At 65.2% G+C, this 14576-nt stretch carries 14 protein-coding genes and 1 tRNA gene; all 15 read right to left on the bottom strand.

All coding sequences use genetic code 11. The features are described 5' to 3' along the window. Positions 1-7: 7 nt before the first annotated feature. Positions 8-1084 (bottom strand): NADH-quinone oxidoreductase subunit NuoH, encoded by a 1077-nt coding sequence (gene nuoH, locus ACSQ9I_RS10645; RefSeq protein WP_436313147.1) that lies wholly within the window; start codon positions 1082-1084, stop codon positions 8-10. Then, positions 1081-3234 (bottom strand): NADH-quinone oxidoreductase subunit NuoG, encoded by a 2154-nt coding sequence (nuoG, locus tag ACSQ9I_RS10640; RefSeq protein WP_436313146.1) that lies wholly within the window; start codon positions 3232-3234, stop codon positions 1081-1083. The genes nuoH and nuoG overlap by 4 nt, the downstream gene beginning before the upstream one ends. Positions 3235-3254: 20 nt before the next feature. Beyond that, on the bottom strand, positions 3255-4598 hold the full coding sequence (nuoF, locus tag ACSQ9I_RS10635) for an NADH-quinone oxidoreductase subunit NuoF (RefSeq protein WP_170855467.1): 1344 nt from the start codon (positions 4596-4598) through the stop codon (positions 3255-3257). Then, positions 4595-5119 carry an NADH-quinone oxidoreductase subunit NuoE gene (nuoE, locus tag ACSQ9I_RS10630; RefSeq protein WP_093102429.1) on the bottom strand — a complete coding sequence of 175 codons (525 nt, stop codon included), beginning with the start codon at positions 5117-5119 and terminating at the stop codon, positions 4595-4597. Before nuoE ends, nuoF begins: the two co-directional genes overlap by 4 nt. Positions 5120-5127: 8 nt before the next feature. Next, the gene (locus ACSQ9I_RS10625) at positions 5128-6381 is read right to left on the bottom strand and encodes an NADH-quinone oxidoreductase subunit D (RefSeq protein ID WP_093102427.1); all 1254 of its coding nucleotides are present in this window, start codon (positions 6379-6381) and stop codon (positions 5128-5130) included. Between the two features lie 7 nt (positions 6382-6388). Then, positions 6389-6997: an NADH-quinone oxidoreductase subunit C gene (locus tag ACSQ9I_RS10620; protein ID WP_093102425.1), complete on the bottom strand. Its 609-nt coding sequence runs from the start codon at positions 6995-6997 to the stop codon at positions 6389-6391. Positions 6998-7010: 13 nt separating this feature from the next. Further along, positions 7011-7490, bottom strand: coding sequence for a NuoB/complex I 20 kDa subunit family protein (locus tag ACSQ9I_RS10615; protein ID WP_021008163.1), 480 nt, complete (start codon positions 7488-7490; stop codon positions 7011-7013). A 3-nt stretch (positions 7491-7493) separates the two neighbouring features. Beyond that, a complete protein-coding gene (locus tag ACSQ9I_RS10610) occupies positions 7494-7853 on the bottom strand; it encodes an NADH-quinone oxidoreductase subunit A (protein WP_093102424.1) in 360 nt (119 codons plus the stop codon). Between the two features lie 57 nt (positions 7854-7910). Then, positions 7911-7995 (bottom strand) — tRNA-Leu (locus ACSQ9I_RS10605). A gap of 119 nt (positions 7996-8114) precedes the next feature. Continuing rightward, entirely contained in the window at positions 8115-8549 is a 435-nt protein-coding gene (secG, locus tag ACSQ9I_RS10600; RefSeq protein ID WP_436313145.1) for a preprotein translocase subunit SecG, read from the bottom strand. 39 nt (positions 8550-8588) lie between these two features. Continuing rightward, the gene (gene tpiA, locus ACSQ9I_RS10595; protein ID WP_436313144.1) at positions 8589-9341 is read right to left on the bottom strand and encodes a triose-phosphate isomerase; all 753 of its coding nucleotides are present in this window, start codon (positions 9339-9341) and stop codon (positions 8589-8591) included. Between the two features lie 11 nt (positions 9342-9352). Next, complete coding sequence (locus ACSQ9I_RS10590) at positions 9353-10351, bottom strand: NAD(P)H-quinone oxidoreductase (protein WP_436308822.1); 999 nt, start codon at positions 10349-10351, stop codon at positions 9353-9355. A gap of 79 nt (positions 10352-10430) precedes the next feature. Then, positions 10431-12722 carry a polyribonucleotide nucleotidyltransferase gene (gene pnp, locus ACSQ9I_RS10585; RefSeq protein ID WP_436313143.1) on the bottom strand — a complete coding sequence of 764 codons (2292 nt, stop codon included), beginning with the start codon at positions 12720-12722 and terminating at the stop codon, positions 10431-10433. Positions 12723-12930: 208 nt separating this feature from the next. Beyond that, on the bottom strand, positions 12931-13197 hold the full coding sequence (gene rpsO / locus ACSQ9I_RS10580; protein ID WP_007837783.1) for a 30S ribosomal protein S15: 267 nt from the start codon (positions 13195-13197) through the stop codon (positions 12931-12933). Between the two features lie 211 nt (positions 13198-13408). Next, positions 13409-14566 (bottom strand): pyridoxal phosphate-dependent aminotransferase, encoded by a 1158-nt coding sequence (locus ACSQ9I_RS10575; protein ID WP_436313142.1) that lies wholly within the window; start codon positions 14564-14566, stop codon positions 13409-13411. Positions 14567-14576 lie beyond the last annotated feature (10 nt).

The following is a 14576-nucleotide window of genomic DNA, read 5'->3' as shown; positions in this document are numbered from 1 at the left end:
ATTCCAGTTATTTCCAGATGTTGTACGGGGTCTGCATCCAGGCGCCGACCACCACCAGCCACACCAGCGTGACCGGAATGAAGATCTTCCAGCCGAGCCGCATGATCTGGTCATAGCGGAAGCGCGGGAAGGTCGAGCGGACCCACAGGAACATGGTGACCACGACGAAGGTCTTGATGCCCAGCCAGATCCAGCCCGGGATGAAGCCTAGGAAGTCGAAGGGAGGCAGCCAGCCGCCGAGGAACAGGACCGCGCACAGGATCGAGACCAGCCACATGTTGGCGTACTCGGCCAGGAAGAACATCGCGAAGCTCATGCCCGAGTACTCGATCATGTGGCCGGCGACGATTTCCGATTCGCCTTCCACCACGTCGAAGGGATGGCGGTTGGTTTCGGCCAGGCCCGAGATGAAGTAGACGAGGAAGATCGGCAGCAGCGACAGCCAGTTCCACGACAGGAAGCCGATGCCCATCGAGGCGAAATGCCCCTTGCCCTGCCCCATCACGATGTCGGTCATGTTGAGGCTGGCCGAGACCATGAGCACGACGACGAAGCAGAAGCCCATCGCGATTTCGTAGCTGACCATCTGCGCTGAGGCGCGCAGCGCACCGAGAAACGCGTACTTCGAGTTCGAGGCCCAGCCCGCGATGATCACGCCATAGACCTCGAGCGAGGTGATGGCCATGACGAACAGCAGGCCGGCATTGATATTGGCCAGCGCGACGTCGGGACCGAACGGAATCACGACCCAGGCGGCCAGCGCCGGCATGATGGTCATGATCGGGCCGAGCAGGAACAGGCCCTTGTTCGCGACCGTGGGAAGGATGATTTCCTTGGTCAGGAGCTTGAGCGCGTCGGCGATCGGCTGCAGCAGGCCCAGCGGACCGATGCGGTTGGGGCCCAGGCGAATTTGCGTGAAGCCGATGGCCTTGCGTTCCCACAGCGTGAGGTAGGCGACCGCGCCCATCAGCGGCAGCACCACGACGACGATCTTGATCAGGGTCCAGATCACCGGCCAGGCGAGGCCGGTCCACCAGTGGGCCGCGACCAGGCCCTGGCCGAAGCCGTGCAGGGTGTCGATCATGCGAACACCTCCTGCGCGGCCACGATGTGCGTCGCGCGCGCGTCGGCCGTCAGTTGCAGCGACGGTGCGCGGCGGACGATCGAGTCGAGCTGATAGATGCTTGCCGCCACCGGCGGCGCAGCATGGGCGGTGCGCTCACCGTCGAGACGGGCCGCGGTGGCATTGCTCAGCTTGTCGGCCGGCACGCTGGCGCCTGCACCGATGTCGGCCAGCACATCGGCCGTCGATTCGAAGGAGAAGCCCGAAAGGCCCAGCAGGTTGGCCAGCACGCGCAGCACCTTCCAGGCCGGACGCGCTTCGCCGAGCGGCTTCACGACCGCATGGAAACTCTGCACGCGGCCTTCGGCGTTGACGAAGGTGCCCGGCGTCTCGGTGAAGGGTGCGATCGGCAGCAGCACGTCGCTGAATTCGAGGTTGGCTTTGAAGGGGCTCAGCGTCACGACCATCTGGGCGTGCGTGAGTGCCTCGATCGCGGATGCGGCGGCCGCCGCATCGAACACCGGCTCGGTGTTGAGCAGCATCACGGCCTTGAGTCCACCGGCGAGCATGTCGCCCGCGTGCAGGCCGCCGTCCCTGGGCAGGGCACCGACCAGCTGCGCGCCGACCGTATTGGCGGCCTCGGTGAGATAGCCGACGGTTGCGCCGGTCTGGGCGCCGATCCAGTTCGCCAGCGCCAGCAGCGCGCCGGCGTCGGCATGGTGAGCGGCCGCATTGCCGAGCAGGATGGCCTTGCGCTCGCCGCCGAGCAGCGACGCTGCGATGGCCTTGGCTGCATCGCCAGGCGCATCGCTGCTGGCCACGGGCGCCGCGACGCCGGTGCTGGCGGCAACCGCGCCGGCAATCTCGGCCAGCGCATCCACCCAGTCCTGCGCCGCCACGCGCACGGCGTTCGCCACGGGCATGGCCCAGGCTTCGTGGTCGGCCAGCAGTTCGGGCGAGGTCAGCGCGCTCAGCACGCCACCCTTGCGCACCGACTGGCGAATGCGCTGCGCGAACAGCGGATGGTCCTTGCGCAGGTTGCTGCCGATCACGAGCGCGCGCTGCAGTTGCGACAGCGATGCAATCGAGGTGCCGAGCCAGCGCACGCCTTCGAAGGCGTTGAACTGGGCGTTGCGCAGCCGGTAGTCGATGTTGCCGCTGCCGAGACCGTGCGTCAGCAGCTTGGCCAGGTGCAGCTCTTCGAGCGTGCTGTGCGGGCTGGCGAGTGTGCCGATGCTCTGCGCGCCATGGTCGGTCTTGATCTGCTTCAGGCCATTGGCCACGTACTCAAGCGCGGTCTGCCAGTCGACCTGCTGCCACTGGCCGCCCTGCTTGAGCATCGGCTGCGTGAGGCGCTCGGGGCCGTTCAATGCTTCGTACGAAAAGCGATCGCGGTCGGCGATCCAGCATTCGTTGACTTCTTCGTTCTCGAGCGGCACCACGCGCATCACGCGGTTGTTCTTGACCTGGACGATCAGGTTGGCACCGGTCGAATCGTGCGGGCTCACCGACTTGCGGCGCGAGAGTTCCCAGGTGCGGGCGCTGTAGCGGAAGGGCTTGCTGGTGAGCGCGCCCACGGGGCAGAGGTCGATCATGTTGCCCGAGAGCTCGGAGTCGACCGAATCGCCGAGGAAGGTTTCGATTTCGGCATGCTCGCCGCGATGCGACATGCCGAGCTCCATCACGCCGGCCACTTCCTGGCCGAAGCGCACGCAGCGCGTGCAGTGGATGCAGCGGCTCATCTCTTCCATGCTGATGAGCGGGCCCACGTCCTTGTGGAAGACCACGCGCTTTTCTTCTTCGTAGCGCGAGGACGAAGCGCCGTAGCCGACGGCCAGGTCCTGCAGCTGGCATTCGCCGCCCTGATCGCAGATCGGGCAGTCGAGCGGATGGTTGATCAGCAGGAACTCCATCACCGACTGCTGGGCCTTGATCGCCTTGTCGCTCTTCGTTCGCACGATCATGCCCTGCGTCACCGGCGTGGCGCAGGCCGGCATCGGCTTGGGCGCCTTTTCGACGTCGACCAGGCACATGCGGCAGTTGGCCGCGATGCTGAGCTTCTTGTGATAGCAGAAGTGCGGGATGTAGGTGCCCGCCTTGTCGGCCGCATGCATGATCATGCTGCCTTCGACGATTTCGACCTTCTTGCCGTCGAGTTCGATTTCAACCATATATGTATGTGTTTTCGCGCTCAGGCTTTGACGGGTGCCTTCGGGACGTAGCCCGGGATCAAGGCCTCGAACTCGTGACGGAAGTGCTTGATCATGGCCCGCACCGGCATCGCGGCGGCGTCGCCGAGCGCGCAGATGGTGCGGCCCTGGATGTTGTCGGCCACCGAATTGAGCAGCTCCATGTCGCTCGGCTTGCCGTGGCCGTTGTGGATGCGGTCCACCACGCGCCAGAGCCAGCCCGTGCCTTCGCGGCACGGCGTGCACTGGCCGCAAGACTCGTGCATGTAGAAGTACGAGAGGCGCTTGAGCGACTCGACCATCGAGCGGCTGTCGTCCATCACGATCACCGCACCCGAGCCCAGCATCGAGCCGGCCTTGGCGATGGAGTCGTAATCCATCGTGCACTCCATCATGATCGAGGCCGGCAGTACCGGCGCCGACGAGCCGCCGGGAATCACGGCCTTGAGCTGGCGGCCCTTGCGCACGCCGCCGGCGAGTTCGAGCAGCTTCGAGAACGGCGTACCCATCGGCACTTCGTAGTTGCCGGGCAGTTCGACGTCGCCGCTGACCGAGTAGATCTTGGTGCCGCCGTTGTTCGGCTTGCCGCATTCGAGGTAGGCCGGACCGCCGTTGACGATGATCCACGGCACCGCAGCGAAAGTCTCGGTGTTGTTGATGGTCGTCGGCTTGCCGTAGAGCCCGAAGCTCGCTGGGAACGGCGGCTTGAAGCGCGGCTGGCCCTTCTTGCCTTCGAGCGATTCGAGCAGCGCGGTTTCTTCGCCGCAGATGTAGGCGCCGAAGCCATGGGACGCATGCAGCTGGAAATTGAAGCTGCTGCCCAGGATGGCATCGCCCAGGAAGCCGGCGGCGCGCGCCTCTTCCAGCGCTTCTTCGAAGCGATCGTAGGTCTGGAAGATCTCGCCGTGGATGTAGTTGTAGCCCACGCTGATGCCCATCGCATAGGCGGCGATGGCCATGCCCTCGATCACGATGTGAGGGTTGAACTGCAGGATGTCGCGGTCCTTGCAGGTGCCGGGCTCGCCTTCGTCCGAGTTGCAGACCAGGTACTTCTGGCCCGGGAACTGGCGCGGCATGAAGCTCCACTTGAGGCCGGTCGGGAAGCCCGCGCCGCCGCGGCCGCGCAGGCCCGAGGCCTTGACTTCGGCAATCACCTGCTCGGGCGTGATGCCTTCGCCGAGGATCTTGCGCAGCGCCTTGTAGCCACCGCGCGCTTCGTAGTCGGCCAGGCGCCAGTTGGTGCCGTCGAGACCGGCATAGATCTGCGGCTCGATATGGCGGTCGTGAAAGCAGGTCTGGACGCCGGTGGCCTGGAACTGCGAGAGCACTTGTTCGGGCGTCATCATTGCGCACCCTCCGCCGTCGAGGTACGCAGGCCGTCGATCAGCTGATCGAGTTTTTCGTTGCTCATGAAGCTGCACATGGTGCGGTCGTTGACCAGCATCACAGGCGAATCGGCGCAGGCGCCGAGGCACTCGCTCTGTTGCAGCGTGAACATGCCGTCCGCCGTGGTCTCGCCCATCTGGATGCCCAGCTTCTTCTCGAGATGAGCCAGCGCCACCGCGCCGTCGCGCAGCTGGCACGGCAGGTTGGTGCAGACGTTGAGCTTGAACCTGCCCACCGGCTGCTGGTTGTACATGTTGTAGAAGGTCGTGACCTCGTGCACCGCGATCGGCGCCATGCCCAGGTAGGCGGCGATCTCGCGCTCGCGCTGCACGCTGACGAAGCCTTCGTCCTTCTGCACGATCGCGAGGCAGGCCATCACGGCCGACTGCTTGCCTGCCGGCGGGTACTTGGCGACCTCGCGCGCAAAAAGCTCCAGCGTGGCAGCCGAAAGCGGCGCCTGGTTGCTGCTGTGGGTGGTCATTCGTTCGCTCACCTGTCGATCTCGCCGAACACGATGTCCATGGTGCCAATCACCGCGACCGCGTCGGCAATCATGTGGCCGCGCGACATCTCGTCGAGCGCCGCCAGATGCGGGAAGCCCGGAGCGCGGATCTTCAGACGGTAGGGCTTGTTGGCGCCATCGCTCACGAGATAGATGCCGAACTCGCCCTTGGGATGCTCGACGGCGGCATAGGCCTCGCCTTCGGGCACGTGAAAGCCTTCGGTGAAGAGCTTGAAATGGTGGATCAGTTCCTCCATGTTCGCCTTCATCGACTCGCGCGCCGGCGCCGCGACCTTGTGGTTGTCGGTGATCACCGGGCCCGGGTTGACGCGCAGCCAGGCCGAGCACTGCTGGATGATGCGGTTGGCCTGGCGCATTTCCTCGACGCGCACGAGATAGCGGTCGTAGCAGTCGCCGGTCTTGCCTACCGGCACGTCGAAGTCCATGCGGTCGTAGACCTCGTAGGGCTGCTTCTTGCGCAGATCCCATTCGACGCCCGAGCCGCGCAGCATCGGGCCGGTGAAGCCGAGATTCAGCGCGCGCTCGGGCGTTACCACGCCGATGCCAACAGTGCGCTGCTTCCAGATGCGATTGTCGGTGAGCAGCGTCTCGTACTCGTCGACCATCTTCGGGAAGCGCTTGCAGAAGTCGTCGATGAAGTCCAGCAGCGAACCCTGGCGGTTCTGGTTGAGGCGCTCGATCGCCTTCGCATTCTTGATCTTGCTGACCTTGTACTGCGGCATCGCGTCCGGCAGGTCGCGGTAGACGCCGCCCGGCCGATAGTAGGCCGCGTGCATGCGCGCACCCGACACTGCCTCGTACATGTCGAACAGGTCTTCGCGCTCGCGGAAGCAGTAGATGAGCATGTTCATCGCACCGCAGTCCAGGCCGTGCGCACCCAGCCACAGAAGGTGGTTCAAGAGGCGCGTGATCTCGTCGAACATCACGCGGATGTACTGCGCGCGGATGGGCACGTCGAGGCCCATGAGCCGCTCGATCGCGAGGCAGTACGCGTGCTCGTTGCTCATCATCGAGACGTAGTCGAGCCGGTCCATGTAGGGCAGCGACTGGATGTAGGTGCGTGTCTCGGCGAGCTTCTCGGTCGCGCGGTGCAGGAGCCCGATGTGCGGATCGGCGCGCTGGATCACTTCACCGTCGAGCTCGAGCACCAGGCGCAGCACGCCGTGCGCCGCGGGGTGCTGGGGTCCGAAGTTCAGCGTGTAGTTCTTGATTTCGGCCATGTCGGTCTCAGTGCAATCCGCCGTAGTTGTCTTCGCGAATCACGCGCGGCGTGATCTCGCGCGGCTCGATCGAGACCGGCTGGTAGATGACGCGCTTCTGCTCCGCGTCGTAGCGCATCTCGACATGGCCCGAGACCGGGAAGTCCTTGCGGAACGGGTGGCCGATGAAGCCGTAGTCGGTCAGGATGCGGCGCAGGTCGTCGTGGCCTTCGAACACGATGCCGTAGAGGTCGAAGGCTTCGCGCTCGAACCAGCCGGCGGCGTTCCAGATGCCGGTCAGCGAATCGATCACCGGCAGATCTTCGTTGGGCACGAACACCTTGAGGCGCACGCGCTGGTTGAGGCTCACGGAAAGCAGGTGCGTCACCACGCAGAAGCGCTCGCCCTCCCACTCGCCTTCGCGGTAGTCGGAGTAGTCCAGACCGCAGAGATCGATCAGCTGCTCGAAGCGGCAGCCGGGCGCGTCGCGCAGCAGGGTCGCGGCTTCCAGATAGTCGGCCGCGCCGACCACCACCGTCACTTCGCCGAGCGCGAGGGTGACGCTCTTGGCCTTGGCGCCAAGCGTTTCGGCGATCTGGGTCTGCAGTGCCTCGGGAGAAATAGCAAAGTCGGTCATCGTCTCTCGCTTCTCAGGCACGCGCGATCGTGTTGGTGCGGCGAATCTTCTGCTGGAGCTGGATGATTCCGTAGAGCAGCGCCTCGGCGGTCGGCGGGCAGCCCGGCACATAGACGTCGACCGGCACGATGCGGTCGCAGCCGCGCACGACCGAGTAGCTGTAGTGGTAGTAGCCGCCGCCGTTGGCGCACGAGCCCATCGACAGCACCCAGCGGGGCTCGGGCATCTGGTCGTAGACCTTGCGCAGCGCCGGCGCCATCTTGTTGCACAGCGTGCCGGCCACGATCATCAGATCGGACTGGCGCGGGCTCGGGCGGAACAGCATGCCGAATCGGTCGATGTCGTAGCGCGCGGCACCCGCGTGCATCATTTCCACCGCACAGCATGCGAGGCCGAAGGTCATCGGCCACAGTGATCCGGTCTTGGCCCAGTTCACCACCGAGTCGTAGGTGGTGGTGACGAAGCCTTCCTTCATGACGCCTTCAATGGCCATTGTTCATTCCCAGTCGAGCGCGCCCTTTTTCCACTCGTAGACGAAGCCCACGACGAGGATGGCGAGAAAAATCATCATGGCCCAGAAACCGACCGGACCGATTTCCTTGAGCGCGATCGCCCACGGGAAGAGAAAGGCGATTTCGAGGTCGAAAAGAATGAAGAGAATCGCCACGAGGTAGTAGCGCACGTCGAACTTCATGCGCGCGTCTTCGAAGGCTTCGAAGCCGCATTCGTAGGGCGCGTTCTTTTGAGCGTCGGGCCGATTGGGGCCGAGGATGTAACCGAGAACCTGCGGTGCGACGCCGACACCGACTCCGACCAGGATGAACAACAGGACGGGAAGGTAGGAATCGAGGTTCATCGGGGTCTTTTACCGCTTGACGCCGACAGGAAGATGAAGCTTCCTGTCGGCGAGATTTGGTGCGGTCGGCGAGACTCGAACTCGCACAGCTTTCGCCACTACCCCCTCAAGATAGCGTGTCTACCAATTTCACCACGACCGCGGTTTTGTGTGTCCGGATGGCATGAGGAACCCGATAGGGTTTTGGCTTTCCGGACAGCTTTAGAGTTTACCCTGAAATGAAGTCGTTTTCGCTCGGTGACCGCATCGAAAACGACAGGATCACTTGGTCGGGATCTGCGCAGCGCCCGAAGCCGGTGCAGCAGGCGCCGAAGCCGGTGCATTCGTGCCCGGTGCCGCAGCAGCAGGTGCGTTGCCGGAAGGAATCTGCGATGCCGGGCCCGAAGGTGCGGGGGCGGGCGCCGGCGCCGGCGCGCCGATCGTGGCGCGCTCGAGCAGGCTGCCGCCGCCCGTCGGCCGTGCATGGCTGAAATAGGCGAGCAGCAAGGTGCATGCGAAGAACACGGCGGCGAGAACGCCGGTGGTGCGCGAAAGAAAGTTCGCGCTGCCGCTGGCGCCGAACAGGCTGCCCGCACTGCCGCTGCCGAAGGCCGCGCCCATGTCGGCGCCCTTGCCGTGCTGGATCAGGATCAGGCCGATCATCGCGAGTGCGGTGAGCATCTGTACGCCCACCAGGATATTGAGGACCACGTTCATTCGTTCTAACTCCTAAATTCGTTCGCGGCTGCGCTGGTCTCAGCGTGCCGCAGCAATGATCTGCAAAAAGTCGGGCGCTTTCAGCGAAGCGCCGCCGATCAGGCCGCCGTCGATGTCGGCCTGGGCCAGCAATTCGGTCGCATTGGCTGCATTCATGCTGCCGCCGTAAAGGATGCGGATGCCTGCCGCGTGTTCGCTCGCCGCGTGGTGCAGTTGCGCACGCAGCACGGCGTGCACCGCCTGCGCCTGCTCGGGCGTCGCGGTCTTGCCGGTGCCGATGGCCCAGACGGGCTCGTAGGCCACGACGATCTCGCTGATGCAGTGGCCATTGACATGGATCACCGCCGCGAGCTGGCGCTTCACGACCTCTTCGGTGTGTCCTGCCTCGCGCTCTGCCAGCGTTTCGCCGACACAGACGATGGGCGCGATGCCGTTCGCGAGCGCAGCGGCGGTCTTGGCCGCCACCAGTTCGTCCGTCTCGCCGTGGTACTGGCGACGCTCCGAGTGGCCCACGATCGCATAGCGCACGCCGAAGTCCTTCAGCATGGCCGCCGATTGCTCGCCGGTGAATGCGCCTTGCGGCTGCGCCGACACGTCCTGCGCGCCCAGCGCGATCGGCGATCCGGCGACGAGCGCCTGCACCTGCGCCAGGTACGGCGTCGGAACGCACACCGCGATGTCGCACGAAGGCGTGCCGACGCCCTGCAGCAGAGCCTTCACCAGCGCCTCGTTGGCCGCGAGGCTGCCGTTCATCTTCCAGTTGCCGGCGATGAGCTTTTTCTTTGTCGTCATGTCTGTCTTGTTCACCAGGTCAGCACGATCTTGCCGATGTGCTGGTTCGATTCCATCAGGACGTGGGCTTGCGCCGCGCCGCTGGGCTCGCCCTGTGCGGCGAAGGTGCTGTGGATCACGGGCTTGACGGCGCCGCTTTCGAGCAGCGGCCAGACTTTTTCGCGCAAGGCCTTTGCGATCGCACCCTTGAATGCCACCGGCCGCGGACGCAGGGTCGAACCGGTGATCGTGAGCCGCCTGCGCAGCACCAGGCCCGCATTGAATTCGCTCTTTGTGCCACCCTGCACTGCGATGATCACGAGCCGGCCGTCCTCGGCCATGCATTCGATCTCGCGCGGCACGTAGGCGCCGGCCACCATGTCGAGCACCACGTCAACGCCCTTGCCGCCGGTGAGGCGCTTGACCTCTTCGACAAAATCGGACGTCTTGTAGTTGATCGCATGGTCGGCGCCGAGCTTCCTGCAGGCTTCGCACTTGTCGTCGCTGCCGGCCGTCACGATCACCGTCGCGCCGAAGGCCTTGCCGAGCTGGACGGCCGTGACGCCGATGCCGCTCGAGCCGCCCTGGATCAGCAGAGTCTCGCCCTTTTGCAATCGGGCCCGATCGAACACATTGCTCCACACGGTGAAGAAGGTCTCTGGCAGCGAAGCCGCCTCGGCATCGCTCCAGCCCTTGGGCACCGGCAGGCACTGGGCCACGGGCGCCACGCAGAGTTCTGCATAGCCGCCGCCCGCGATCAACGCGCAGACGCGATCGCCGACGGCGAAGCCAGCCTCACGCATCGCGGCGGCATCGCCCGAAACGATCTCGCCCGCGACCTCGAGCCCCGGCAAATCCGAAGCGCCCGGCGGCACCGGGTAGTTGCCGGTGCGCTGGAGCACGTCGGGGCGGTTCACGCCGCTCGCGGCCACGCGAATCAGCAACTCGCCCGCGCCCGCGACCGGCGCGGGGCGCTCGGCCACGCGCAGCACCTCGGGAGCGCCGTACGAAGTGATTTCAATGGCTTTCATGCTGGTCTCGGCTGCAGCGCCCGCCCTGGCGGGCAGACGCACGGTGAAATGACGGCAAAGGCGTCACCGCCCTCGCCTCTCAGGGCTGGCGGTCGCCGCCGTTGGGCTCTTGCGGCCGCTGGTCCTGTTCGACCGCCACCGCCTGCTCGCCAGCTTGCTCGCCGCGTTCGGCGTTGTCGAAGCGCGGTGCGCGCTCGGCACGCGGCGGGCGATCGCCACGCTCGCGACGCTCGCCGCGGTCTTCGCGCGGCGGACGCTCGCTGAACTCCATGCCGGCCGGACGCTCGGTGAGCGCCTTCATGGACAGCTTGACGCGGCCCTTCTCGTCGGTCTCGAGCACCTTGACCTTCACGATCTGGCCTTCGCTCAGGTAGTCGGTCACCTTCTCGACGCGTTCGTGCGCGATCTGGCTGATGTGCAGCAGGCCGTCCTTGCCGGGCAGCAGGTTGATGAGTGCGCCGAAGTCGAGGATCTTGGTGACCGGGCCTTCGTAGGTCTTGCCGATCTCGACTTCCGCCGTGATCTGCTCGATGCGCTTCTTGGCCGCTTCGGCCTTGGCCGGGTCGGTCGAAGCGATGGTGATGGTGCCGTCTTCGTCGATGTTGATCTGCGTGCCGGTCTCTTCGGTCAGCGCGCGGATCACCGAGCCGCCCTTGCCGATCACGTCGCGGATCTTCTCGGGGTTGATCTTCATCGTGAACAGGCGCGGCGCGAAGCTCGAGACTTCGGCCTTGGCCTCGCCCATCGCTTCCTGCATCTTGCCCAGGATGTGCATGCGCGCTTCCTTGGCCTGCGCCAAGGCGACCTGCATGATTTCCTTGGTGATGCCCTGGATCTTGATGTCCATCTGCAGCGCGGTAATGCCGTTGGTCGTGCCGGCCACCTTGAAGTCCATGTCGCCCAGGTGATCCTCGTCGCCCAGGATATCGGTCAGCACGGCGAAGCGGTTGTCTTCCTTGATCAGGCCCATCGCGATGCCGGCCACGTGGGCCTTCATCGGTACGCCCGCATCCATCATCGAGAGGCAGCCGCCGCAGACCGAAGCCATCGACGAGGAGCCGTTCGACTCGGTGATTTCCGACACGACGCGGATCGTGTAGGGGAACTCTTCCTTGGTCGGCAGGCAGGCCACGAGGGCGCGCTTGGCCAGACGGCCGTGGCCGACTTCGCGGCGCTTGGTCGAGCCCATGCGGCCCACTTCACCGGTGGCGAAGGGAGGCATGTTGTAGTGGAACAGGAAGCGGTCTTCGTACTCGCCGGCCAGCGCGTCGATGCGCTGCGCGTCGCGCTCGGTGCCGAGCGTGGTCACGACCAGCGCCTGGGTTTCGCCTCGCGTGAACAGGGCCGAGCCGTGGGTGCGCGGCAGCACGCCGTTGCGGATCTCGATGGGACGCACGGTGCGCGTGTCGCGGCCGTCGATGCGCGGCTCGCCCGAGAGAATCTGGCTGCGCACGATCTTCGATTCGATCGCGAACAGGAGGTCGTTGACCTTGCCCGCGTCGAAGGGCTCGCCGCTTTCCTTCAGCGCGTCCATCACGCTGGCATTGGCCTCGCGCAGGGCTTGCGTACGAGCCTGCTTGCTGCGGATCTGGTAGACGGCGCGCAGCTTCTCTTCGGCCAGACCCTTGACCTTGGCGACGAAGGCTTCGTCCTCGGCCGGCGGCTGCCAGTCCCACACCGGCTTGCCGGCGTCGCGCACGAGTTCGTGGATCGCATTGATCGCGATGTTGGCCTGCTCATGGCCGAACACCACGCCGCCGAGCATGATTTCCTCGCTCAGCTGCAGGGCTTCGGACTCGACCATCAGCACGGCCGCTTCGGTGCCGGCGACGACCAGGTCCATCTGCGAATCTTTGCGCTCGGTCTGCCCCGGATTCAGCACGTACTGACCGTTGATATAGCCCACGCGCGCGGCGCCGATCGGGCCGCTGAAGGGAATGCCGGAGATCGACAGCGCGGCGCTCGTGCCGATCATGGCGGCGATGTCGGCGTCGACTTCGGGATTGAGCGACAGCGTGTGGATCACCACGTGCACTTCGTTCAAAAAGCCCTCGGGGAACAGCGGGCGGATCGGCCGGTCGATCAGGCGCGAGGTCAGCGTCTCGAGTTCGCTGGGCTTGGCTTCGCGCTTGAAGAAGCTGCCGGGGATCTTGCCGGCGGCATAGGTCTTCTCGATGTAGTCGACGGTCAGCGGGAAGAAATCCTGGCCCGGCTTGGCTGCCTTGGAAGCGACGACGGTGGCCAGCACGACGGTGCCTTCGATGTCCACGATCACGGCGCCGCTGGCCTGGCGGGCGATTTCGCCGGTTTCCAGAACGACGGTCTTGCCGCCCCACTGGAAGGTCTTGGTGACTTTGTTGAAGAGACTCATGTTTAGCTCCTGTTTTGATTAGCGGGTTTGCCTGTGGTGATCACAGACCCCGCGGGGCCGGAGCGCTTTCCAGAACACGATGCCATTCCAGAGAAATTCGGCGTGAACTTCGTTGGAATGACACAGCTTCGCTCTGTTTTGGCGGCTCCGAAGTAAAAAACGCCTGAGCTAGCGGACTAACCCAGGCGTTCTTGCATGCGATTCGGCCTTACTTGCGCAGACCCAGCTTGGCGATCAGCGCGGTGTAGCGGTCGGCGTCCTTGGACTTGAGGTAGTCCAACAGCTTGCGGCGGCGGCTCACCATGCGCAGCAGGCCGCGGCGGCCATGGTGGTCCTTGGCGTGCGTCTTGAAGTGCGGGGTGAGTTCGTTGATGCGGGCGGTCAGCAGTGCGACTTGCACTTCGGGGCTGCCGGTGTCGTTGGCGGCGCGGGCGTTGTCCTTGACAACTTCCGCCTTGATGGAGGCTGCGATCATTTGATGATTTTCCTGTTCCGGAATGTTTGACTTGCGGCGGGCGCTGGAACTGCACCCGCCGTGCGCCTTGCGGCATGCAAAGCCTTGGGATTATAACCCGCTCCCGGGCTTCGCGCACTTTGTGTCGCGCGCGCCTTCCCCCTACCGGGGGCGATGCCGACCGACCGGCAAAGCCGGATCGGTGGCATCCCTGGCATGAAAACCCGAACGACTATCGGGCTGCCAGCCAAGTCTTGAGCCGCTCGACGCCCTGCACCAGGCGTTGCGGATCCTTCGAGGCAAAGCACCAGCGCAGCCAGCCCTGCCCCTCGGGTGCGAAAGCGCTCCCCGGCGCAAGCCCGAGCCCGGCCTCGGCCACCAGGCGCTTGGCCAGCACCAGCGAATCGTCGAAGCCTTCGAGCTTGAAAAATGCGTACATGCCGCCGCGCGCGGGCGCCACCTGGACGCCCGGGATGTCGGCGAGCAAGGGCACCAGCGTGTCGCGGCAGGCCTTGAGGTGCGCGACCACGCGCGGCGTGATCTCCTGGCTGTGCGCCAGCGCAGCGATGCCGGCGCGCTGGGTGAACACGCTCGCGCAGGAAGTGTTGAATTCGATCAGCTTGCCCATGCCGTCCATCAGCACCGGCGGCAGCACCAGCCAGCCGAGGCGCCAACCGGTCATGAGGAAACTCTTGGAAAAGCTGTGCGCGACGACGAGCCGGTCGTCCGGCGTCGAGATGTCCAGAAAGCTGGGCGCGCATCCCTTCGGCGTGGCGTCGAAATAGAGCCGCTCGTAGACCTCGTCGGCCAGGATCCATGTGCCGGTCTGACGGCAGTGGTCGAGGATCGCCTGCTGCTCCGCGCTCGCAAGGGTCCAGCCGGTCGGGTTGTTCGGCGCGTTGACGATGAGCAGCTTCGTCGCCGGCGTGACCGTGGTGCGCAGCGCGTCGAGGTCGAGCGTCCATTGCCCTGCCTTCGGCACCAGCGGCACGGAACGCACGCGCGCACCGAGGATCGCGGGCTGCGCCGTCAGGTTGGGCCACACGGGGGTGACCGCGACCACTTCGTCGCCCGCATCGACCAGCGCCTGCACCGCCAGCATCAGCGCATTGACGCCGCCCGAGGTGATGGCGATGCGCGAGGCCTCGATCGCCGGATGCAGCCCGCTCATGTACTGCGCAACGGCCTCGCGCAGTTCCGGCAGGCCCAGGTTGTGAGCATAGAAGGTTTCTCCTTGTTGCAGCGAATCGATCGCCGCCTGGCGGATCACCTCGGGCGTCACTTCGTCGCTCTCGCCGAACCAGAAGGCCAGCACGTCGCTGCGGCCCAGGCCGGCGTTGGCGACCTCACGGATCTTGGAGGCTTCGAGGTTGTGGATGGCTTCGCGCATCGTGTCTGTT

Source organism: Variovorax sp. LjRoot84 (assembly GCF_964254305.1).
Taxonomy (GTDB): domain Bacteria; phylum Pseudomonadota; class Gammaproteobacteria; order Burkholderiales; family Burkholderiaceae_C; genus Variovorax.
Note: the sequence above shows the minus strand (reverse complement) of the source record. Positions and strands in the feature narration are given on the sequence as shown.